This is a genomic window from Micromonospora sp. NPDC049107, assembly GCF_040648595.1.
GTDB lineage: Bacteria > Actinomycetota > Actinomycetes > Mycobacteriales > Micromonosporaceae > Micromonospora.
This window is the reverse complement of record NZ_JBEZEC010000010.1, coordinates 132,312-153,388: the sequence shown is the minus strand read 5'-3', so window position 1 is coordinate 153,388 and position 21,077 is coordinate 132,312. Positions and strand designations below refer to the sequence as shown.

Annotated in this window: 17 protein-coding genes; 10 read left to right on the top strand and 7 right to left on the bottom strand. The window is 71.3% G+C overall.

Annotated features, from left to right (window positions below):
- The first annotated feature begins 900 nt into the window (after window positions 1-900).
- Window positions 901-1,794, top strand: a complete 894-nt coding sequence (locus tag AB0B55_RS24480) for a sulfite exporter TauE/SafE family protein (protein ID WP_357174053.1) — start codon at window positions 901-903, stop codon at window positions 1,792-1,794.
- A gap of 88 nt (window positions 1,795-1,882) precedes the next feature.
- Here the strand turns inward: AB0B55_RS24480 and AB0B55_RS24475 are convergent, their stop codons facing one another.
- Complete coding sequence (locus AB0B55_RS24475) at window positions 1,883-3,004, bottom strand: YafY family protein (RefSeq protein ID WP_357174050.1); 1,122 nt, start codon at window positions 3,002-3,004, stop codon at window positions 1,883-1,885.
- 92 nt (window positions 3,005-3,096) lie between these two features.
- On the opposite strand from AB0B55_RS24475, the gene AB0B55_RS24470 reads away from it, so the two are divergent.
- Complete coding sequence (locus AB0B55_RS24470) at window positions 3,097-3,495, top strand: VOC family protein (protein WP_357174047.1); 399 nt, start codon at window positions 3,097-3,099, stop codon at window positions 3,493-3,495.
- Between the two features lie 160 nt (window positions 3,496-3,655).
- Here the strand turns inward: AB0B55_RS24470 and AB0B55_RS24465 are convergent, their stop codons facing one another.
- On the bottom strand, window positions 3,656-6,460 hold the full coding sequence (locus AB0B55_RS24465) for a tetratricopeptide repeat protein (protein WP_357174044.1): 2,805 nt from the start codon (window positions 6,458-6,460) through the stop codon (window positions 3,656-3,658).
- 298 nt (window positions 6,461-6,758) lie between these two features.
- On the opposite strand from AB0B55_RS24465, the gene AB0B55_RS24460 reads away from it, so the two are divergent.
- Together AB0B55_RS24460 and AB0B55_RS24455 are read left to right on the top strand one after the other, a co-directional pair.
- Window positions 6,759-7,880 carry a ThiF family adenylyltransferase gene (locus AB0B55_RS24460; RefSeq protein WP_357174041.1) on the top strand — a complete coding sequence of 374 codons (1,122 nt, stop codon included), beginning with the start codon at window positions 6,759-6,761 and terminating at the stop codon, window positions 7,878-7,880.
- The gene (locus AB0B55_RS24455; RefSeq protein WP_357134565.1) at window positions 7,877-9,052 is read left to right on the top strand and encodes a hypothetical protein; all 1,176 of its coding nucleotides are present in this window, start codon (window positions 7,877-7,879) and stop codon (window positions 9,050-9,052) included. Before AB0B55_RS24460 ends, AB0B55_RS24455 begins: the two co-directional genes overlap by 4 nt.
- Window positions 9,053-9,100: 48 nt before the next feature.
- Here the strand turns inward: AB0B55_RS24455 and AB0B55_RS24450 are convergent, their stop codons facing one another.
- The 5 genes from AB0B55_RS24450 to AB0B55_RS24430 are packed head-to-tail and all read right to left on the bottom strand — an operon-like array spanning window position 9,101 to window position 15,873.
- On the bottom strand, window positions 9,101-10,492 hold the full coding sequence (locus AB0B55_RS24450) for a nitrate/nitrite transporter (RefSeq protein ID WP_357174039.1): 1,392 nt from the start codon (window positions 10,490-10,492) through the stop codon (window positions 9,101-9,103).
- Between the two features lie 54 nt (window positions 10,493-10,546).
- Window positions 10,547-10,876 carry a Rieske (2Fe-2S) protein gene (locus tag AB0B55_RS24445; protein ID WP_357134562.1) on the bottom strand — a complete coding sequence of 110 codons (330 nt, stop codon included), beginning with the start codon at window positions 10,874-10,876 and terminating at the stop codon, window positions 10,547-10,549.
- Entirely contained in the window at window positions 10,876-13,383 is a 2,508-nt protein-coding gene (gene nirB, locus AB0B55_RS24440) for a nitrite reductase large subunit NirB (RefSeq protein WP_357174037.1), read from the bottom strand. The genes AB0B55_RS24445 and nirB overlap by 1 nt, the downstream gene beginning before the upstream one ends.
- Window positions 13,383-13,730 carry a molybdopterin oxidoreductase gene (locus tag AB0B55_RS24435; protein WP_357134558.1) on the bottom strand — a complete coding sequence of 116 codons (348 nt, stop codon included), beginning with the start codon at window positions 13,728-13,730 and terminating at the stop codon, window positions 13,383-13,385. Before AB0B55_RS24435 ends, nirB begins: the two co-directional genes overlap by 1 nt.
- Before the next feature lie 16 nt (window positions 13,731-13,746).
- The gene (locus tag AB0B55_RS24430) at window positions 13,747-15,873 is read right to left on the bottom strand and encodes a molybdopterin oxidoreductase family protein (RefSeq protein ID WP_357174259.1); all 2,127 of its coding nucleotides are present in this window, start codon (window positions 15,871-15,873) and stop codon (window positions 13,747-13,749) included.
- Window positions 15,874-16,208: 335 nt separating this feature from the next.
- Between AB0B55_RS24430 and AB0B55_RS24425 the strand changes: the two genes are divergently transcribed.
- The 6 genes from AB0B55_RS24425 to AB0B55_RS24400 all read left to right on the top strand — a co-directional run bounded on the left by AB0B55_RS24425 (window position 16,209) and on the right by AB0B55_RS24400 (window position 21,076).
- Window positions 16,209-16,781, top strand: a complete 573-nt coding sequence (locus AB0B55_RS24425) for a sigma-70 family RNA polymerase sigma factor (RefSeq protein ID WP_357134557.1) — start codon at window positions 16,209-16,211, stop codon at window positions 16,779-16,781.
- A complete protein-coding gene (locus AB0B55_RS24420) occupies window positions 16,778-17,920 on the top strand; it encodes a hypothetical protein (RefSeq protein ID WP_357174034.1) in 1,143 nt (380 codons plus the stop codon). The genes AB0B55_RS24425 and AB0B55_RS24420 overlap by 4 nt, the downstream gene beginning before the upstream one ends.
- Before the next feature lie 140 nt (window positions 17,921-18,060).
- The gene (locus tag AB0B55_RS24415) at window positions 18,061-18,495 is read left to right on the top strand and encodes a hypothetical protein (protein ID WP_357174031.1); all 435 of its coding nucleotides are present in this window, start codon (window positions 18,061-18,063) and stop codon (window positions 18,493-18,495) included.
- Window positions 18,496-18,805: 310 nt separating this feature from the next.
- Entirely contained in the window at window positions 18,806-19,975 is a 1,170-nt protein-coding gene (locus AB0B55_RS24410; RefSeq protein WP_357174028.1) for a S8 family serine peptidase, read from the top strand.
- Window positions 19,976-19,979: 4 nt separating this feature from the next.
- The gene (locus AB0B55_RS24405) at window positions 19,980-20,591 is read left to right on the top strand and encodes a sigma-70 family RNA polymerase sigma factor (protein ID WP_357134551.1); all 612 of its coding nucleotides are present in this window, start codon (window positions 19,980-19,982) and stop codon (window positions 20,589-20,591) included.
- Window positions 20,588-21,076 carry a hypothetical protein gene (locus tag AB0B55_RS24400; protein ID WP_357134549.1) on the top strand — a complete coding sequence of 163 codons (489 nt, stop codon included), beginning with the start codon at window positions 20,588-20,590 and terminating at the stop codon, window positions 21,074-21,076. The genes AB0B55_RS24405 and AB0B55_RS24400 overlap by 4 nt, the downstream gene beginning before the upstream one ends.
- The last annotated feature ends 1 nt before the right edge of the window (window position 21,077 follow it).

Genomic DNA, 21,077 nt, shown 5'->3' with positions numbered 1-21,077 from the left:
CGAGGGGGCTACCGACGCTGATCACGATTACGAGATCGCGCGTGTTCGGTGCAGGACTCATCGGACTCCCACTTCATTGGGCGCCCGGGTCTCGAGCGCGACCGAATGAATCAGATGATCAACCGAGGTTGCCGCCCGCAGCTTATTGTCGCCTATCGATCTCGGGCTCCGATTAAGTTAGGCCAGCTTAGTTACGGCTCAGTTAACTTTCCCAAAATAGCCCGCTGGCCTGCGGTTCTTCCGATCGCATCGATGAGACGCGGGACATCTTCCGTCCGCCAAGCCGTGACGGCCTGACCTCGGTTGGGCGGCCGGCGGCTTCGCTCCGGCTGCGAGGCGCGGTGTTAACTATCGACGTACTTTGAATTCAGAAGTGTTACTAGCCCGGCAGAGAAAGTGATGTCTATCACTATCGTCTTGCAGATCCGGCTTATAAAAGCACTCTTATCTGGTCGGTTTGGTGGGGCCGGAACCATTCCTATCTCCTGAGTATGGAATTGGTCCCGGTCGGCCCTCGCTTAATGTTCGTAATGCCTATCGGAGAGGGGGAGAATCAACCGGCAAAATGCCATGTCATCGAGCGGGGCAACCCGCTCGTCGCTCAACCGACCACCGCCGGGGAGGCCCCGGTCAGCCGCACCGGGTCGCGCCGGTTCGAGCCGGGCGCGGCGTGCTTCGCGAGCCCTCCACGGCGGTGGCTCCACGCCACCCCTCCGTACGTCCGTTCCTCGACACCCGCGGGGTCGACGGGTCGCCACGCCCGCGTGCCCGGCGGCACCGCCGGATGCCCGCCGGCCAACCCGGACCGGCAGGACCTCGCCCACGGGCCGCCCACCCGCCCGTCCAACCCGAGCGGTCCGCTTCCCCTTCCACCTGCCCCCAACGAACTGGTGGTCCCTCATGCGCAAGATTCTCCTGCTGGCCCTGGTCGGTCTCGGCGCCCAACTGGTCGACGGCAGTCTCGGCATGGCCTACGGCGTGACCTCGACGACCCTGCTGCTCGCCGTCGGCGTCCATGCCGCCGCCGCCTCCGCCACCGTGCACCTCGCCGAGATCGGCACGACCCTCGCCTCGGGTGCCGCCCACTGGCGATTCGGCAACGTCGACGCGAAGGTCGTCGCGCGGATCGGCATTCCGGGGGCGGTCGGCGCCTTCGCCGGCGCGACCTTCCTGTCCAGCCTCTCCACCGATGCGGCGGCACCGATCATGTCGCTGATCCTGCTCACCCTCGGTAGCTACCTCCTGGTCCGCTTCACCACCTTCGGGTTGGCGAAGGGCAACATGGGCAAGCCGCTGCGCAAGCGATTCCTCGGTCCACTGGGCCTGCTCGCCGGCTTCGTCGACGCCACCGGTGGCGGCGGCTGGGGACCCATCGGCACCCCGGCGATCCTGGCCAGCGGCAGGCTCGAACCACGCAAGGTCATTGGGTCGATCGACACCAGTGAGTTCCTGGTCGCCGTCGCGGCGAGCCTCGGCTTCCTCGTCGGTATCGGTGCGGAGAACATCAACGTCGGCTGGGTCATCGCGCTGCTCGTCGGCGGGGTGGTCGCCGCGCCGGTGGCGGCCTGGCTCGTACGCCTGGTCCCGCCCCGGGTGCTCGGCTCGGCGGTCGGCGGCATGATCGTGCTGACCAACAGCCGAACCCTGCTCCGCAGTGACTGGTTCGATGCCTCGGCCACCCTGCGTTATGGCTGCTACGCGGTCGTCTGCGCGATCTGGGCGGCCGCCGTGACGTACTCGATCCGTCAACACCGGAGGGAGCAGCACCAAATCGTCCCGATCGGTAACAGCTGACCGGCCCCGATCCAGGTGACCAACAATGCCGGCACCTCCCGGCCGTGCTCCGAGAGGTGCCGGCGGGCGACCGCGCAGCGCCGCTGGGCTAAGTTGTCGGGTTGCGGCGCGCCGCCTTCGACGCCGGCGGTTCGGCGGACTCGGGCGCCTCGTCGGCCGCGCCGCGACGCCGGACCTGGCGGTCACCCTCGCGGCGACCCGCACGGGCGGAGGTCGCAAGCCGGTCGGCGAGCGCGATGACGAGACCGCGGAGGTCATCCGGTTGCTCGATGACAAATGGCCTGTCGAGTGACGCGAGCACCGGAGGCAACCAGTCGAGGCGCTCCGCCCACAGCTCGACGCGGAGCCAGCGCTCGGTCTCCGGATCTGCGTCTTGCCCGGCCGGCGGCTCCTGCACGCTGGCGACGCTGGCGACGCTGGCGACGCTGGCGACGCTGGCGGGAAGTCGGGCGCGGATCTGCTCGACCGTCCCCTGGATCCACAGTGTCACCTGATGCTGGTACGGAGCCTTGGCGAGCCCGGAGAGGACGCGCTGCGCCGGATCGAGTCCGGCGGGCGGCTCGAACGCGCCGGGCAGGGTCCTCGCGTCTGCGATGCGATCCAACCGGAACGTCCGGTCTTCGCCGATCTCGGGATCCACGCCCGTGACGTACCACCGGCCCGAATGGGCGACGAGCCCGTATGGGTGCAGCGTGCGTTCGCTGTGCCGCCCGTCGGCGGTGGTGTACCTGATCGAGACCGGCCGGCGGTGGTGCACGGCATCGGCGAGAGTGAGCAGGAGCCCGGCCTCCGGGACGGCGAACTCGCCGGGCGGCGCCGTGAAGGTGAGGGATTCGAGCACCATGTCGAGCCGGTGGGCGAGCCGCTCGGGCAGTACCCGCCGGATCTTCGCCGCCGCCGTCTCACTCGCCATGCCCGTCGCCGTCATCAACCCGGCTCGGCGACCGGCGACCAGGCCGAGCAGCACGGCGAGCGCTTCGTCGTCGCCCAGCATGAGCGGAGGCATGCGGTATCCGGAGGCGAGCCGGTATCCGCCGTAGCGGCCGCGCACCGACTCGACGGGCACGTCGAGCTCGATCAGGTGGTCCACGTACCGCCGCACGGTGCGCCCGTTGACGCCGAGCCGGTCGGCGAGTTCGGCCACCGTCCGGCTGCCGCCCGACTGTAGGAGCTCCAGCAGAGCGAGCACGCGAGCGGTGGGTCGAGCCATGCGTGGAACCTAGCGTAAATATGGACCGTTTCTGTCCGGTATTGGTCCTAGCATGCGAGGTGGAACGGCTCCACCGGAACAGGGAGATCACCATGAACTTCGTCTCGACCCGCATCATCACGGATGACGTCGCGCGCCTCGTCGACTTCTACGAGCGAGTCACGAGGGTGCGGGCGAGCTGGGCCAACGAGGACTTCGCCGAGGTGAGGACCACCTCCGCGACCCTCGCGATCGGCAGTACCCGCACCGTCCCGCTGTTCGCGCCTGGCGCCGCCCGTCCGGCCGACAACCGTAGCGTCATCATCGAATTCCTCGTGGACGACGTGGACGGCGTGCATCAGAACCTGGCCGGCTTCGTCGAGGACTTCGTCAACGAGCCAACCACGATGCCCTGGGGCAACCGGGCGTTGCTGTTCCGCGACCCCGACGGCAACCTGGTCAACTTCTTCACCCCGGTGACCCCGGCCGCCATCGAGAAATATGCTCGCTGACGACAGCGCGGCCCGTACACGCGCTCATTCCGCCGATCGAGCGGGCCGCGTCGTGGCGTTGTGGGGGAGCGCCCGCCACACGGCGGAGTCGTTGTCGGGCGCGATCTGACCGCTCAACCCGTGGTCGCCGGTGGTGGTGACCGGCCCGCCGGCGCACGGACTACGCCGAGGAAGGCAGGGCGTCGAGGCGGGCGCGGACCGACTCGCTCCATGGATGGTCGAGGTCGGTGAGGATGCTCAGGGCCTGCTGCCACACCGCCCGCGCGGCGCCCGCGTCGCCCGCGGCGAGGTGGGTGTCGCCGAGGTGAGTGAGGGTGTCCGCCTCGTGGGCGCGGTAGCCGAGTTCTCGGAACAGTCCGAGGGCCTGCCGGTAACAGTCGACGGCCCGACCGTGCTGGCCGAGGTGGTGTCGGGCGTGGCCGAGGCTGTCCCAGGTGGCGGCCGTACCGCCGCGGTCGCCCACCCGCCGCAGGAGGCTGAGCGCGTGTTCGCAGTATTCGACGGCCGTGGCGTGGTCGCCGAGCAGCGTGTGGCACCAGCCGACAGCGTTGAGCGCGAACGCCTCCCCGCGTTCGTGCCCGGCCGTGCGGTAGAGCAGGACGGCGCGGCGGGCGTGCTCCAGGGCGCTGGGCAAGTCCTTCCGGTGCTCGTGCAGGTAGGCGAAGAGGCGGTGGATGAACGCCTGCCCGGCCGTGTCGTCGCTGCCCACATAGAGGTCGAGGGCGCGGTGCAGGTGCTCCTGCGCGTCGTCGAGCCGCTGCAACCGCAGGTCGGTGTGGGCGAGGCTGAGGTGGGCGCCGGCACGCGCGGCCGGGACGCCGAGCCGGTCCGTGCACTCGAGCGCGGTCCGCCAGGCGACGGCGCGGTCGTACCAGTACCCACGGCGTTCCAGGTACGTGTCGAGGGCCCAGGCGAGCTGCCAGGCCTCCCGGTCGAGGCCGGACTCGGCGGCGAGGCGCAGCGTGGCGAGCAGGGCGGCGCGCTCGGCGTGGAACCACGCCGTCGCCTGGCGCGAATCCGCCAGGTGCTCCGGCGTGTCGGCGGCCGGCGGCGGGTCGAGCGGGAGCGCAATGGGGTCCCGCTGGGCGTGTACGAGCCGGTTCGCGGCGTGCGCGGCGTGCGTGTAGTGGCCGACCAGGCGCGACCGCGCGGCCCGCCGGTCGTCGGGGGCGACCTCCTCGGCGGCGTACGCGCGCAGGAGGTCGTGCAGGGCGTACCGGCCGGGCGCCGGTTCGGCGACCAGGTTGGCGCGGACCAGTTCGGCCAGCAGACCGCGGGTGGGGGACAGCGGTTGCCCGGCGAGGCTCGCCACGGCGTGCGCGCCGACGTCCGGGCCCGGGTGCAGGCTGATCAGGTGGAACAGCCGCCGCGCGTCGGCGCTCAGCGCGGCCTCGGACCAGGAGAAGACGGCGCGTACCCGGGTGGTCGGATCGCCGGCGTCGAGGGCGTCGAGGCGGCCGTGCACGTCGGCGAGCTCGGCGGCGATCGCGGTCAGCGGGAACGCGGTCTGCTGTGCGCGGGCGCAGACGATGGCGAGGGCGAGCGGCAGCCGCGCGCAGGCGGCGATGATCTGTTGCACGGCGGCTGGCTCGGCGACCACCCGGTCGACGCCCAGGCGGCGGGCCAGCAGGAGCCGGGCCTCGTCGGGATCGAGGACGCCGACGGCGAGCGGGTGGGCGCCGTGCGCGGTCACCAGGGGAGCGAGCCGGTCGCGGCTGGTGACCACGGTGGCCGACGTGGGTGCGCCGGGCAGCAGGAGCCGGACCTGGTCGGCGTCGCGGGCGTTGTCGAGCACGACGAGGATCCGCTTGCCGGCCAGCAGGCTGCGGTAGCGCGCCGCCTGCACGTCCGGGTCGGCGGGAATCCGCTCGGGCGGTAGGCCGAGGGATTCGAGCAGGCCGCGCAGCGCGGTGGCCGGCCGGACCGGCACCCCGCCGGGGTCGAAGCCGCGCAGGTCGGCGTAGAGCTGGCCGTCGGGAAACCGGTGGGCCACCTGGTGCGCCCAGTGCACGGCCAGGGTGGTCTTGCCGACCCCGGCGGTGCCGGAGACCACCGCGATCACGCCGCCGGTCGCCACCCCGGTGGGCTCGGCCAGCAGCTTGTCGAGGCCGGCCAGGGCGTCGGTGCGCCCCACGAAGCCGCGGACGTCGGTGGGCAGCTCCGCCGGCACCGGGGCCGGCGTACCGGCGGCCGGCGCGGCCCGGGGTTGCGGGGGTGCGCCCTGCAACAGCGCCTGGTGGAGCATCTGGAGGTTCGGTTCCGGGTCGACTCCGAGCGCTTCGGCCAGCCGGGTCCGCAGTGCGGCGTACTCCCGCAACGCGTCGGCGGTGCGCCCGAGCGCGTGCTGGGCCCGCATCAGCGCGGCGGTGAGCGACTCCACGAGCGGGTGTTCCGCCGTCAGCTCGGCCAGCGGCCCGATGGTGACGGCCGGGTTGTGCGCACCCAGCTCGGCGTCCGCCCACGCCACCACGGCGTCCAGGTGCTCCCGGGTCCAGCTCTCCCGCATCCGGGCGGCCCAGTCCCCGGCGATGCCGGCCAGCGGTACGCCCTGCCGCAGCCCGATCGCCGCGCGCAGGGTGGCCAGCCGTTCCCGGTCGTCAGCGATGTCCCCGGCGCGCAGCAGCAACCGACGGAACCGGTGCAGGTCGACCAGTTCCTCGTCGATCTCCAGCAGGTACCCGCCGGAGCGGTGTACGAGCGGCGGCGGGTCGGCGTCACCGGCCGCCTCGCGCAACACCTGCCGGATCCGGGTGACGTGCGCCCGCAGGCTGCCCCGTGCGTCGGCGGGGGCGTGCTCGCCCCACACCCGGTCGACCAGCGCGGCCTGTTCGACGACCCGGCCCGCGTCGACCAGCAACGCCGCCAACACCGCCCGCTGTCGCGGTGGCCCCGGGTCGACCGGTCGTGCCCCGGCGAGGACCTGCACCGGGCCGAGCAGACGGTATCCGACCGGTTTGGCGCGCACGTTCACCACGAGACCCGCACAGCATCAGCCACCTTCGGCATCGCAACGATTCCACAACGTACCGGCCCATCGTCGGTTGCCATTCTCTTCGTGCCCGACCGCAACGGCACCCCCGGGGGTCCGGAGGTGGTCGGTCGAGCCGAGAGGGGAGGGAGGCAGCCATGAAGATCGTCGTTCGCGCCGTGGAGTCGGTGAAGACCACGCAGTACCCCGATTCCTGATCAAGCCGGGTGGTCGGCCGTCGCTCGCCGGCGGCCGCCCACCCCGGTGAAACCATCCTCGGACCCGGAGGTTTGTCATGCGCGTCGGCCTCAAGCCCTGCGAGTGGGAGCGTGTCGGCGACGGTCTGGTCGTCGTCTGCGACCCGAGCCGCTCGGTGCAGCTCGACGACCCGGACGGCCAGGTGGAACGGCTGCTCACCGTACTGTCCAATCAGCCCGGAACGGTCGCCGAGCTACGTGCCGCCCTCGCCGCCGACGGGGTCGAGGTGAGCACCGACGACCTCAGTGGCGCCCTGGCGGCGCTCGACGGCCTTCGGTTGCTGCGGGACCTCGACCGGCACGTCGACCGCGCCCGGGTCGGCCGGGACTTCAGCAACCTCGCCTTCTTCGAGCTGTACGCGACCCTGGAGACCAGCGAGGCCGACCTGCAGCGGCGGGTGCGCGACGCCCACGTCCTGCAACTGGGCACCGGCGGGCTCGGCTCCAACGTGCTGCAGAACCTGGCCGGCCTCGGCGTCGGCCGGCTCACCCTGGTCGACGCCGACGAGGTGGAGCCGCGCAACCTCGCCCGGCAGTTCCTGTACCGGGAGGCGGACCTCGGCGCCACCAAGGTCGACCGCGCCGCCGACTGGGTGCGCGCCTTCCACTCCGGCATCACCGTCGAGGCGGTACGCCGCTGGATCGGCGGCCCCGACGACATCGCGGACCTGCTGCCCGGCGTCGACCTGGTGGTGTCCGGCGTCGACCAGGGCGAACGGATCGACAACTGGGTCAACGAGGCGTGCCTGCGCGCCGGGGTGCCCTGGATCCGGGGCGGCATGGTCGGCTCCCAGCTCATCTACTTCTCCGTCGACCCGGGCCGCAGTGCCTGCTACGAATGCCGGGTCCGCGCCTACGGCGATGGCCGGGACGTCCCGGCGTCGGTGCTGGAGCCGGCCGCCATGACCGCGCAACGGCTCAGCGCCCGCATCTCCCGCCTCAACCGGGCCAACGGGCCGTCGGCCGCGCTGGTCGGGTCCCTCGTGGCGTTCGAGGCGCTGCGCTACCTGACCGGCTACGAACCGCCGTACGCGGCGGGCGCCGAGGTGCTGGTGGACCTCTCGGCGGGCTGCCGACCCAGCCGCGAGCCGTGGCCACGCGACGCGGACTGCGCGATGTGCGCGACGGCCGGCGCCCGCACCGCCGCCACCGCGTCATGACCGACACCACGAGCACGGTACGGCTGCGCCCGCTGACGGTCGTCGAGGAGGGCACTGACGTCCTCGTCGGCGACCCGGAGCGGGGCACCTACGTCGCGATGCCCGCGGTGGGTGGCGTCGTCATCCGGGCGTTGCTGGAGGGGGCCACGCTCGCCGAGGCCGCCGAACGGGGCGAGGCGTTCGCGGGCGAGCCGGTGGACGTGGACGACTTCGTCGCCGTCCTGACCGAGCTGGGGTTCGTGGACAGCGACCAGGCGCCCGTGCCGGTGCCGACCGCCGCCGTGCAGCAACGCTCCTGGACCGGCGGCCCTCCGGCGGCACTGGTTCGGCCGCTGTTCTCCCGGGTGGCGTGGGTGGTCTACGCCGCCGCCGCGATCGGGGTGGTGGCGTGCCTCCTGGTACGCCCGGACCTCTGGCCCCGACCGGCCGATCTCCTGCTCACCGGTGACGTCGGCACCAGCCTGCTGATCATGCTGCCGGTCACGTACGCCCTGGTCGCCGTGCACGAGGCGTGGCACTGGCTGGCCGCGCGCGCCCTGGACCTGCGGACCCGCTTCGGCATCGACCGGCGGTTGTTCTTCCTGGTCTTCGAGACCGACCTGTCGCAACTGTGGAGCGTGCCGCGCCGCCAACGCTACGGCCCACAGCTCGCCGGGCTGGCCGTCGACATGGTCCTGCTCGCGGCGTTACTGGTCGGGCAGCTCGTCCTCGGGCCGGTACGCCCGCTCCCGGCGCTGGTCTTCGTCCTGGTGGCCAGCACGCTCTGGCAGTGCATGATCTTCCTGCGCACCGACCTGTACGCCGTCCTGGTCACCGCGATCGGCTGCCGTGACCTGTGGCGGGTCAAGTCCCTGCTGCTGCGGCGGGCCTTCGGCCGGCTCGACGAGCGGCAGCGCGCCGAGCTGGACCGGGCCGACCCGCACGACGTGCGGGTGGGCACCTGGTTCCGCTGGGTCTGGCTCGCCGGGTGCCTGCTCGCCGCCGGCTACTTCGTGCTGTTCTACCTGCCGCTGCTGCGCTACGTCGCCACCTGGGCGGCCGACGGGTTCGCCGCCGGGGTGGGCAGCGCGAGGCTGTGGTGGGGTCTGGTGACGGCCCTGCTGGTCTACGCGCCGATCGTGGCGACGCTGGTGCTGGCCGTCCGGGCGGTACGCACCCGAGCGGGTCGGTGAACCGACCGACAGCTCCGGTCAGGGCGACGACCGCCCGGGTCGTCGCCGTCAGACGCCCTGGAGCCGAGCGGACGACGGGCGCAGGTACACGAACCAGGTGATGACGAAGCAGATCGCGTAGAAGGCGATGAAGGCGATGTAGGCCGCATCCGCGGTCTGGTAGGTCAGGAACGACTGCCGGAAGGCAAGATTGACGAGGACTCCGCCGAACGCGCCGATGGCACCGGCGACGCCGATGAGCGCGCCGGAGAGGCGCCGCGCCTCGTGCTCGGCCGCCCGGTCGTGCGGGTCGGCCGCGCCGGCGGCGGTCAACTGCACACCGCACCTGGCCCGGAAGATCGCCGGGATCATCTTGTACGTCGAGCCGTTGCCGACGCCGCTGAACACGAAGAGCGCGATGAAGCCGACCAGGTACAACGGCAGCGAGTGTCGCTGGGAGGCGAGCAGGACGATCGACGCGCCGACCGCCATCGCCACGAAGTTCACGAAGGTGACCCGGGCCCCGCCGAGCCGGTCGGCCAGGACACCGCCCACGGGACGGATGAGCGAGCCGAGCAGCGGTCCGAGGAACGTCAGGTACGCGGCCTTCACCGGGGTGTCGAAGGTGTCGGCGAACTGCACCTGAAGCACCTGGCCGAAGGCGAACCCGAAGCCGATGAACGACCCGAACGTGCCGATGTAGAGCAGGGACATGATCCAGGTGTGCGGTTCGCGGGTGACGTCGCGCATGGCCCGTTTCTCGTTGCGGGCATGGCTGAGGTTGTCCATGAACATCGCGGATCCGAGTGCGGCCAGCACGATCGCCGGAAGGTAGATGCCGGCGACGATGCCGGGACTGCCCGCCCCCAGAACCGCCAGCACGAACAGGCCGACGAGTTGGACCGCGGCGACGCCGAGGTTGCCGCCGCCGGCGTTGACGCCGAGCGCCCAGCCCTTGAGCCGGTCCGGGTAGAACGCGTTGATGTTCGCCATCGAGCTGGCGAAGTTCCCGCCGCCGACGCCGGCCAGCGCGGCGATGAGCAGCAGCGTCGAGTACGAGACGCCGGGCTGGATCAGGAGAGCGCCGAGCAGGCTCGGGATCAGCAGCAGCGACGCGCTGATGATCGTCCAGTTGCGGCCGCCGAACCGGGCCACGGCAAGGGTGTACGGGATCCGCAGCACCGACCCGACCAGCGCGGGCACGGCGGTGAGCAGGAATTTCCCGGCCGGGTCGATGCCGTACTGCGGCCCAAGGAAGAGCACCAGCACCGACCACATGGTCCAGATGGAGAAGCCGATGTGTTCCGAGTAGATCGAGAAGATCAGGTTGCGTCGGGCGATGCGGGATCCCCGGCGCTCCCAGAAGACGGGATCCTCGGGCCGCCAGTCGTCGATCCAGTGTCCGCGAAGGGTCAGGCTGCGCCGGTCCTGCTCGATGCTGCCGGGAACGGTCGTGGTCATGGTTCCTCCCGGTGAAGGTCGTCGGTCGGCTCGACACCCTGGTCGATCGGTCGCTCAGGTGGGCGGCAGGCCCACCACCAGGCGTCCGTCGGGGTCGGCACGGACCGGGTACACGGTGAGTGGAGACTGCCCGGTGGTTGAACAGCCGGTCGCCAGGTCGAAGCTGTTCTGATGCAGAGGGCAGACGACGACCTTCGTATCCACCAGGCCGTCCGCGAGCGGTCCGCCGGCGTGCGGGCAGACCGCCGACACCGCGCGGAGGCTGCCGTCACGCAGCCGGAAGACGGCGATCATGTCGGCCCCCACGGCGTAGGCGCGCCCCTCCCCGTGGGGGATCTCGTCCACCGGCCCGAGCCGGTGTTCCACGGCGACGAGCTTGGCCATCACGCCGGCCTCGCGGATGCCGGACCGGCGCCGTTGACCGGCACCTGGGGCAGGACCGCCAATGGCAGGGAGGTACGGAACTGCCCGGGAGTGACCGGGTCGCGCCGCTCCAGCCACGGGTCGCGGTAGGCGGCCACGGAGGCGTCCATGGTCGCGTCGAGCCGCGCCGCGATGCCGTCGCTGTCGTCGACGACCACGGCCCGGATGTGGTCGATGCCGAGCCGGGGAACCCACGCGTACGTGCGCTCCAACCAGTTCGCGCTCTCCCGGTAGTACTGCAGGAACCGGCCGGTCAGCGTGATGACCTCGGCGGGCGAGTCGACGACGGCGAGCAGGTCACCCTTGCGTACGTGGGCGCCGGCGGCCCCGCCGACGTAGATCTCCCACCGGCCGCCGTCGATGGCGACAACACCAAGATCTTTGACGTACGCCTCGGCGCAGTTACGGGGGCAGCCGGTGACGGCGAGCTTCATCTTGCCGGGGCCCTCGATGCCCTTGAACCGGTCCTCGATCGCGATGCCGAGAGCGGTGGAGTCGCCGACGCCGAAGCGGCAGAAGTCCGAGCCGACGCAGGTCTTCACCGTCCGGAAGCTCTTGCCGTAGGCGTACCCGGACGGCATGTCGAGGTCCGCCCACACCCCCGGCAGGTCCTCCTTGCGGATGCCGAGCAGGTCGAGGCGCTGGCCGCCGGTGATCTTGACCAGGGGTACGGAGTACTTCTCGGCCACCTCGGCGATCCGCTTGAGCTGCGCCGGGGTGGTCACGCCGCCCTTGATCTGGGGGACGACCGAGAAGGTCCCGTCTCGCTGGATGTTGGCGTGCACCCGGTCGTTGATGAAGCGGGCGTCGCGTTCGTCGACGTACTCGTCGCCCCACATCATCTTCAACAGCGAGGCCAGGCCCATCTTGCTCTTCGCGTCCTCCGCGCCGCCGGGCACGAGGGTGGCGAACACCGCGGAGACGGATTTCAGGCCGTGTTCGCGGATCACCGCCATCAGCTCCGCCTTGGGCATCGGCACACCGGGGACATACCAGCTCGCGGCCGGGTCGTCCTCGACCTTGCCGTCAGCGGCCCACTCGACGATCTGGGCGACCAGGCCCTTGCACGACCCGCAGCCCTTGCCGGCACGGGTGGCGTCCATGACACCGGTGAGCGTCTTCACGCCGCCCTGCACGGTGTCGACCAGCGCCCGCTTGGTGACGCCGTTGCAGTTGCACACCTGCACGTCGTCGCCGAGCTCCGCGGCACTCACGTCCGCCGATGGTGCGCCGAGGTCGAACAACATCTCGACCCGCTCCTTCGGCAGGGCGAGCCCACGGTCGAAGGCCTGCACGAGGAACGCGACCTTCCGCACGTCGCCGAGGAGAGTCGCGCCGACAAGCCGGTCGTCGCGGATGATGATGCTCTTGTAGACGCCCTTGCGCGGCTCGGCGAAGACGACCGTCTCGTCGTCGTCCCGTTCCGCCTCCTTCAGGCCCATCGACGCGACGTCCACCCCCGCCACCTTGAGCTTCGTGGCCAGTCGAGAGCCGTGGTACGCCGCGTGCGGGTTCGCTCCGGTGATGTGGTCGGCGAGCACCCGAGCCTGCTCCCACAGCGGAGCCACCAGGCCGTACGTCTCGCCGCGGTGCTGGGCGCACTCGCCGACCGAGTAGATGTCGACCTCGTCCTGTACGCGCATCTGGTCGTCCACCACGATGCCCCGCTCCACCGGCAGCCCGCTGGTCGCGGCCACCTCGGCGTTCGCCCGGATGCCGGCGGCCACGACGACGACGTCGCAGGCGATGGTCCGGCCATCCTTGAGTTTGACCCCGGTCACGGCGTGCTTGCCGAGCACCTCGGTGGTGTGCGCGCCGAGGACGACCTCGATGCCGAGTCGCTCGATGCTGCGCCGCAGGATCGCGCCCGCCTGGGCGTCCAACTGGGCGTTCATCAGATGGTCGCCGGCGTGCACCAGGGTCACGTGGGGCAGGTGGTTCTGCAGGCCGCGCGCGGCCTCCAGACCGAGCAGACCGCCGCCGATCACCACCGCGCGCTCGTGCTCGCGGGCGTACCGGATCATGTTGCGGGTGTCGTCGATGGTGCGGAACGCGAACACGCCCTGGTGGTAGCCGCGTCCAGGGCGGTGGATGCCGGGAATCGGCGGGACGAACGCCCGGCTGCCGGTGGCGATGATCAGCTTGTCGTACGGCGTCTCGGTGCCGTCGTCCGCGTAGATCCGTCGGGCGAAGCGGTCGATGCGGGTGACCCGGGTGCCGGCGTGCAGGGTGATGCCGTTCTCGGCGTACCAGGAGAAGTCGTTGAGGAAGATCCCCGCCTCGTCGTCGGCCCCGGCGAGCACGTTGGAGAGCATGATGCGGTTGTAGTTGCCGTACGGCTCCTCGCCGAACATCGTGATGGCGAACTGGTCGCCCCCGCCGCGTTCGAGGATCTCCTCGACCGTGCGGGCGCCGGCCATCCCGTTGCCCACCACGACGAGGCGTCGGCGCTGGTCGACGACGTCCATCAGACCTCGACCAGACCCAGGTCGACGATCACGGTGCCGGACACCCCGGCGGGCGCCGCCACGTGTACCTCGATACTGGTGCCGGAGTCGAGGTCCTCGACCACCCGCAGGGGCACGTGGACGTCGGACTTGGCGCCGATCGGGAAGTACCGCATCGGCTGGCCGTCGCGCATGAGCAGGACACAGATCAGCTCAGCACTGGCATTGCCGCCGCGGAAGTAGACCGGCTGGGCCACGACGCCGCCCGGCACCACGTAGCTGAGCGTGCCGTCGACGAGGCCGGGCCGGTCGAGACCCTTGCCCTCAAAGCTGTAGACGCCTTGCAGGAAACGGGGAGTGGTGTGCACAGCAATGCTCCCTTGATCATTGAGACGCTGGGTTGGGCGGTCGGGTGGTCAGCAGGTCGGTGTCGTCCGGGCCGCCCGCGCGCACGATCGACACCGCGCAGGCCTTGAAGGCCGGCATCCGCGAATGGCGGTCCAGCGCCGGGTCGGTCAGCGCGTTCACGGCGGAGCTGCCGCCCCAGTGGAACGGTGCGAAAATGGTGTCGCGGCGGATGCCGTTGGTGAGGCGCGCCCGGAAGAAGGCCCGCCCGCGCCGGCTGCGCAGTTCCACCACGTCGTTGTCGGCGATGCCGTGCCGGCGGGCGAGGTCCGGGTGCAGCTCCGCCCGGGCGTCGGGCAGCGCCATGGTCAGAGCACCGACCCGGCGGGTCTGGTTGCCGCTCTGGTACTGCTGCATGTTGCGGCCGGTGGTCAGCACATACGGGTAGTCGGCGTCGGGCAGTTCCGCCGGATCGCGGTGCTCCACCCGGAAGAACTTCGCCCGCCCATCGGCGGTCGGGAACCGGTCGGTGAACAGCCGCGGCGTACCCGGGTGGTCCTCGCTCGGGCATGGCCAGAAGACCCCCTGCTCAGCCTCGATGCGTTCGTAGGTGATTCCGGCGTAGTCGGCTGTCCCGCCGGCGCTGGCTCGGCGCAATTCGTCGAAGACGCGGCGCGGATCGTCGTCGAAGTAGCGGCCGCGGCCGAGCCGGCCGGCGAGGTCGGCGAGCATCCGCAGATCAGTGCGGACCTGCGGCGGCGGTGACATGACCCGCTTACGGCGGATGACGCGCCCCTCGAGATTCGTCATCGTGCCGTCCTCCTCCGCCCACTGGGTCGTGGGCAGCACCACGTCGGCCACGGCTGCGGTCTCGGAGAGGAAGATGTCGGAGACGACGAGCAGGTCCAGCGCCCGCAGCCGGTCCATCACCCGGTTGGCGTGCGGCGCCGACACGGCGATGTTGCTGGCGAACACGAGCAGCACACGTACTCCGTCGTCGGTCCCGAGCCGGTCGAGCATCTCCCAGGCCGACCGGCCCGGCCGGGGCAGCTCGTCCGGGTCGATGCCCCAGACGGCCGCGACGTGTGCGCGCGCCGCAGGGTCGTCCAGGCGCCGGTAGCCGGGCAGTTGGTCGGCCTTCTGGCCATGCTCACGCCCACCCTGCCCGTTGCCCTGCCCGGTGATCGTGCCGTAGCCGGAAAAAGGCCGTCCGGGCAGTCCCAGGGCGAGGGCCAGATTGAGGTACGCCTGCGCCGTGTCGGTGCCGTTGCTGTGCTGCTCGGCGCCACGGGCGGTGAGCACCATCGCCGACGTGGCGGCCGCCAGCAGCCGTACCGTCTCCCGCAGGTCCCGTTCCGGTACCCCGGTCATCCGCTCCACCCGGTCCGGCCAGTACGCCGCGACGGTGGCCCGGACCGCGTCGAAGCCGCTCGTGCGGTCGCGTACGTACGTCTCGTCGACCAGGCCCTCGCGAATCGCGACGTGCAGCAGCCCATTCGCCAGTGCGAGGTCCGTGCCCGGCAGTGGCTGCAGGTGGAGATGAGCGCCGCCCGCGGTGGTCGTACGGCGGGGGTCGACGACGATGTGCCGGGCGCCGGCGGCCCGTCCGGCGTCGAAGTACTGCATCGACGGCGGCAGCGCGTCGGCCGGATTGGCACCGACCAACAGCACAGCCTGCGCCTGGGCGATGTCGGCCAGCGGGAACGGCAGGCCACGGTCGATCCCGAGGGATCGGTTCGAAGCGGTCGCCGCGGACGACATGCAGAACCGGCCGTTGTAGTCGATCGACGCCGACCGCAGCGCCACCCGGACGAACTTGCCCAGCGCGTACGCCTTCTCGTTGGTCAGCCCGCCGCCACCGAAGGCCCCGACGCTGTCCGGGCCGTACCGGTGCTGGCCGGCGCGGATGGCGTCGACGATACGGTCGAGGGCCTCGTCCCAGTCTGCCGGTCGCAACGGGCTGGTGCGATCGCCGGGATCCTTGCGGACGAGCGGGCTCAGCAGCCGGTCGCCGTGGTCGAGAAGCTCGGCGGCCGTCCATCCCTTGGCGCACAGCCCGCCCCTGTTGACCGGGAATTCGGTGGGCGCCAGCTGAGGCGGACCGTCGCCGATCGTCAGCGATACCCCGCACTGCATGGCGCAGTAGGGGCAGTGCGTATCGATCATGGACGATGCGCTCACCCGTCCGATGCTTGCCCGGCACTGTTTCCGATCCATGCCGAGGCCGTAACGCTCTGCGACCCTCGGGCTGCGTCATGGTCGTGGCTGTGGCTCGCCGTCCGCCACCTCTGTCCGGGCCGCCCGCCGGGAGGCTGCCGATGTGGGCTGGCAGCCGCGCCCCCGGGCACCGTCATCAAGATCCGCGCAACTTCGGGGATGCTGCTGCTTCCGCCGCGGCTGAGGCAACAACATCCCCGAAGGTGTGAGGATCTTGGCGCCTGAACACTTTTTCGCCGGATCGGCAATATCAGTGTGAAGCGCGGACTGTGCCGAGGAGGGCCATGGCTTCGGATGCGGATTTGATAGGCCGGTCGCTGGATGGCGATGTCGACGCCTTCGTCGAGGTGGTCGAGCGTCATGAGGCCGCCGTCGGTTCGTACCTCGTTCGCCGGGCGGGGCGGGATGCGGCTGAGGATCTCCTGGGCGAGGTGTGGGTTGCGGCGTTCGAGTCGCGGCGATCGTACGACCGGTCGTACAACGATGCGCGGCCGTGGCTGTACGGGGTGGCGTTGAACCGCTTGCGGCGCTACTGGCGGTCCCGGCCCGCCGAGGACCTGGTAGCGGACGTGCCGGACACGGCTACCGGGTGGGATCCGTGGTCGGCGGTGGACCTCGGGGTGGACGCCCGGGCGGTGCTCCGGTCCGCCCTGACGCGGCTCAAACCAGAAGAGCGGGAGGTCCTGAGGCTCGTCGCCTGGGAGGACCTGACGGCAGCCGACGCCGCGCGGGCACTCGGCATACCGGCCGGCACCGCGCGGCGGCTGCTGAGCCAGGCCAGGACGGCATTGCGCGACGCGCCCGGGGTGTCCGCGCTTCTGAAGGACCGCAACAGCGCGAAGGAGAGACACCGATGACCGACGAGCTCGATCTGGTCGGTGCGTTGGGCAGCGCGGAACCACTACGCCCGGAGGCGTATCAGCGGGCGCGGGCGGTGCTGCGGGCGGCCATGGCCGACCCCGCAACCGTGCGGCTGGGCGCGATATCAGCGGAGGACACGACTGTGGAGGCACCTTCAACCATGCGAACGACGACAACCACGCGGGACGACGCATCCAGCCCGGCGCTTCAGCGCCGCCGCCGGATCGGTATCGCGGGCCGATGGGGTATCGGCGCCGGGGTGGGGGTTGCCGCCGCGGCGGCGGTCGTCGCTGTGGTGCTCAACTCCTCGGCGACCGGAGGCACCGAGGCCAGCCAGGCTTCGTCGGCCGCCACCTCGGGCTCGACCACCGCCGACGGGTCCGCTGAGCGCGCGCCACTGATGACCCTGGCCGGTTCCATCAAGACGGTCACCCCGCCGGCCGGCGACGCGTGGCTGGTGAAGGCGACGCAGGTCAACGGCACCAAGACCATGCAGGTCGTCTACACGCTGTACACCGACCGTCACGAGATCTATACCGGCAGCAGCGTGAAGGACATCAAGCGTGCGATCGCCCGTCACCAGGACCAGATGACGGACGGCGGCTACGCACCGCTGCTCAAGGCAGCCGTCGCCGCAGCGGACAGCAGCCCGGCCGACGGCCGGACCCAGATGCTCAAGGCAGCCAAGGATCCGCTGGTGGGCCTCGACCCCGCAGCGCAGCAGGCGGCGTGGGACAAGCAGCAGGCGGACGCCCAGGTGATCATCAAGCAGAAGGGCGGCCACGCCAAGCCGAAGCCGTACAGCCCGCAGGCCGTTCAGCGGCACTTCGACAACGCCCTGTGGACGTACAGCACCCAAGCGCTGTCCGCTGGCGACGGCAACACCCAGGTCCGGGCCGGTGTGCTACGTTTGCTGTCCACCATCCCCGCGGTCAGCGTCGAGAACTCCACCACCCAGGGCAGGGCCACGTTGACGATCACCGCCGGCCCCGAGGTGTTCGGCGGCGAGGGCAGCGAGGTGCTGACCGTTGACGCCACGACCGGCATGCTGGTCAAGGACGTATCCACCGTGCCGGGCCTACCCCGGGCCTCCACGACGTACGAATCCTCCCGCGTGACGAAGGCCCGCCTCTAGGCCGGGGACTTCCACCCACCAGCATCCCGGCACGGGCGTAACGCGCCCAGCGTTCGGTCGATGGTGCGGGCCGCCTTCAGGCGGCTCGCACCGTCGTTCGGTTGTTCGCACGGCCGGTGCCCGACTGCGATGATCGACGCGTGACGTACATTCCGGACCTGGCGCCCTATGACTACTACCCGGGCGCCCCGGACGCCATTGCCGTCGGTTGGCTGGATTCGAGCATGCCCTTCACCGAAGGAGCGTGCCCGCGAGACGTTCGAGATCGCCTGGCGCGGCTCGGCGCTGAACCAGTGCGGCTCATGCGGGGGTACCACTACTGCCAGTTCTGCCCGGGAGCGGCCGAGCCTCTGCGCCTGATTCGGGCCGACATCCGCCTTCCCGAAGCTCCCGATGTCGCGCGCGGAAACGGCGAGATCTGGCTCACCGCCGTGGACGGGACGAACTTCGCCGCACCGGCCCTGATCGGCCACTACGTCGAAGAGCATCGCTACCTGCCACCTGATGCCTTCATCGAGGCGGTTCGGACCGGGGTCCCCACCCCTGTCACCAACGTCCATGGACAGAACACCTAGCGGGGATCCGGCTTCTGCCGTATTCGGTTGGCAGGTGTGGGGCACCTCAAGGTCGGACTTCAGCCCGGCGGGGGCGTCCCGCGCCGACGCCGCAGGCGCAGGCCCATCCGTGATAAGGGAGCGGGTTGATCCCCGAGATACACGTCGGATGGCTATCGTCGATGCGCCGGCCGGGCCATTGGCTGCGGCAGCGGAACGTGCTCAACTGGGCTGGTGACCACCGACCCGCGCCGCGCGCGGGGCGGCCCTGAGCGAGTCGGCTGTAGTACCGGGAGGACAGGTGTCGCGCCCCCCTTACCGTCCTGACGTCGTGCTCGTGCCGGCGTGGGTGGTGGAGCGCCCGGAGACGGTCGAGCGACTCAACGGGCTGCTGGCCGAGGCCGGTTTGGGCCGGCCGTTGTCCCCGCCGGCCGCCCCCACACCGCCCGCTGTCGACCTGGTCGAACTGCCCGTTCAGGGTGACCCGTTGGCCGTGGCCCGGGCCAGCCGCCGACTGGCCGGCCGATCCGACGCCGACGCCGACGTGCCGGAGTGTCTGCCCGACTACGAGTGCACGGCCGCCACCGTGGAGGACGACGCCCGGGTGGAGGCGAATCTCTACCCGTACTTCGGGGCCAGCGGCTGCAAGAGCGGGCACGGGACCATCGCCTGGCTCGCGGCGCCCGAGCACGTGATGCCGCCGAAGCCCGCCCGGCGCCCGGCCAGCCAGTTTCCGGCCGGGCGACCCGTGGTGGCGCTGCTCGACACCGGGGTACGCGAGCACGACTGGCTGGCCGAGGCCGGCGGCGAGCCGTACTGGGAGGAGGCGCAGGGATGGACGCCGCCGCGCGCCATTCCGGCGGTTGCCGGGCAGGAGAGCCGCAGCGAGGAGACAGAGCAGCCGGACTTCGGTAGTCATTGGGGGCACGGGACCTTCCTCGCCGGACTGGTCCGCCTTGAGGCGCCCGACGCGCGGATCCTCTCGTTGCGGGTAATGAGCGACGCCGGTCGGGTCAGCGACCTGAACGCGGCGCACGCGATGAACTGGCTGGCGGACCGGGTCGACGACGGTCAGCGGGTCGACGTCGTGCTGACCGCGTTCGGCCGTCCGGGTGCCGGTGAGGACGAAGAGTTGGAGCCCGTCCGCCAGGCGCTCAAACGGTTGGCGGACCGGGGCGTTCCGGTGGTCGCCTCGGCCGGTAACGACGGTACGGACAGCCCGGTCTATCCGGCTGCCTTCGCGGCCGACCCGACTCTTACGGTGATCAGCGTCGGGGCCCAGGCCTCGCCGACCACCCGGGCGCGATACAGCAACCACGGGGTGTGGGTGCGCCAGTGGCGCGAGGGCACCAACACGGTGAGCCTCATGCCCTTGTCCACGGCGCCGGTCACCGCGCTGGGCGCGTACGCCTACTGGAGCGGTACGTCGTTCGCGGCGGCCCGGTACGCGGGTCAGCTCGCCCAGAGGCTGGCGCCGGCTCCCGTGCGGCTGCCGGACTGACGCCATGTCCAATCTGCCAAAGACCCCGGTGGAGCGCGCGGGCGCGTCGACCGACCGCGCGGCACGCCTCGGCGAGCGCCTCGACCGAGCCAGGGCGGGCGACCGGAACGCCCTCGACGAGGTGGTTCGGGACCTCAACCCGCTGCTGTGGCACGTCGCCAGGGCACAGGGCCTCGACGCCGACGAGGCCGCCGACGTCGTCCAGACGACCTGGCTGGAGTTGGTACGCGGACTGCACACCATACGGTCTTCGAACGCGCTCACCGCGTGGCTGGTGACCACCACCCGCCGGGAGTCCTGGCGGGTGCGTGGGCTCGCCCAGCGGCAGACGCCGCACGATGCGGCGAGGCTGGAGTCCTCGCCCGACCCGGATCCCGGCCCGGCCGACCTGCTGCTGTCCGACGAACGTGACCGGGCGCTGTGGCGGCACGTCGCGCGGCTGCCACAGCGGTGCCGGGCGCTGCTGCGGATCGTCGCGCACGTCGAGCGCCCGGACTACACAGTGGTGGCCGAGGCGTTGGGCATGCCGCGCGGCAGCATCGGGCCGACCCGCGGGCGGTGCCTGGCGAAGCTGCGGGAGATGCTGACCGCCGACTCGACGTGGAGCCCGACATGACCGCCCCGGACCCCGCCGACCAGCCGTTCGACGACCTGGACCAGGCGATTCTGGACCAGCTCGCCGCGGTGCTCACCCGGCTCGACCCGCCGCCGTCCGACCTCGACGACCGGGTACGCCTTGTGCTGGCCCTCGACGACGTCGACCGGGAGGTTGCTCGGCTGCGCGAAGAGCAACTGGTCGGCGCGGTGCGGGGCACGGAACGGACCCGCACCCTGACGTTCGACGCGCAGAGCCGGACCGTGATGATCACGATCGTGGACCGGTCCGACGGCATGGTCCGGATCGACGGCTGGCTCGCGCCGGGCGCCGCCGTACGGGTCGAGCTGCGGTACCCCGCGCCCGACCCGCCCCGGACGGTGGAGTCCGACGCGTCGGGCCGGTTTGTGCTGGACGGCGTGCCGCACGGTCTGGCGCAGGTGGTGGTGCACCCGGCGCGGGGTGAGCACGCGCCGCAGGTGGTCACGCCGGCCCTCACCCTGTGAC

Bases quoted from the DNA above. Each gene is read 5' to 3' on its own strand.
- AB0B55_RS24460 (WP_357174041.1), top strand. From the start codon at position 6,759: ATGCGCGTCGGCCTCAAGCCCTGCGAGTGGGAGCGTGTCGGCGACGGT.
- AB0B55_RS24470 (WP_357174047.1), top strand. From the start codon at position 3,097: ATGAACTTCGTCTCGACCCGCATCATCACGGATGACGTCGCGCGCCTC.
- AB0B55_RS24475 (WP_357174050.1), bottom strand. From the start codon at position 3,004: ATGGCTCGACCCACCGCTCGCGTGCTCGCTCTGCTGGAGCTCCTACAG.
- AB0B55_RS24425 (WP_357134557.1), top strand. From the start codon at position 16,209: ATGGCTTCGGATGCGGATTTGATAGGCCGGTCGCTGGATGGCGATGTC.
- AB0B55_RS24445 (WP_357134562.1), bottom strand. From the start codon at position 10,876: ATGGCCAAGCTCGTCGCCGTGGAACACCGGCTCGGGCCGGTGGACGAG.
- AB0B55_RS24430 (WP_357174259.1), bottom strand. From the start codon at position 15,873: ATGATCGATACGCACTGCCCCTACTGCGCCATGCAGTGCGGGGTATCG.
- AB0B55_RS24480 (WP_357174053.1), top strand. From the start codon at position 901: ATGCGCAAGATTCTCCTGCTGGCCCTGGTCGGTCTCGGCGCCCAACTG.
- AB0B55_RS24400 (WP_357134549.1), top strand. From the start codon at position 20,588: ATGACCGCCCCGGACCCCGCCGACCAGCCGTTCGACGACCTGGACCAG.
- nirB (WP_357174037.1), bottom strand. From the start codon at position 13,383: ATGGACGTCGTCGACCAGCGCCGACGCCTCGTCGTGGTGGGCAACGGG.
- AB0B55_RS24405 (WP_357134551.1), top strand. From the start codon at position 19,980: ATGTCCAATCTGCCAAAGACCCCGGTGGAGCGCGCGGGCGCGTCGACC.
- AB0B55_RS24450 (WP_357174039.1), bottom strand. From the start codon at position 10,492: ATGACCACGACCGTTCCCGGCAGCATCGAGCAGGACCGGCGCAGCCTG.
- AB0B55_RS24420 (WP_357174034.1), top strand. From the start codon at position 16,778: ATGACCGACGAGCTCGATCTGGTCGGTGCGTTGGGCAGCGCGGAACCA.
- AB0B55_RS24455 (WP_357134565.1), top strand. From the start codon at position 7,877: ATGACCGACACCACGAGCACGGTACGGCTGCGCCCGCTGACGGTCGTC.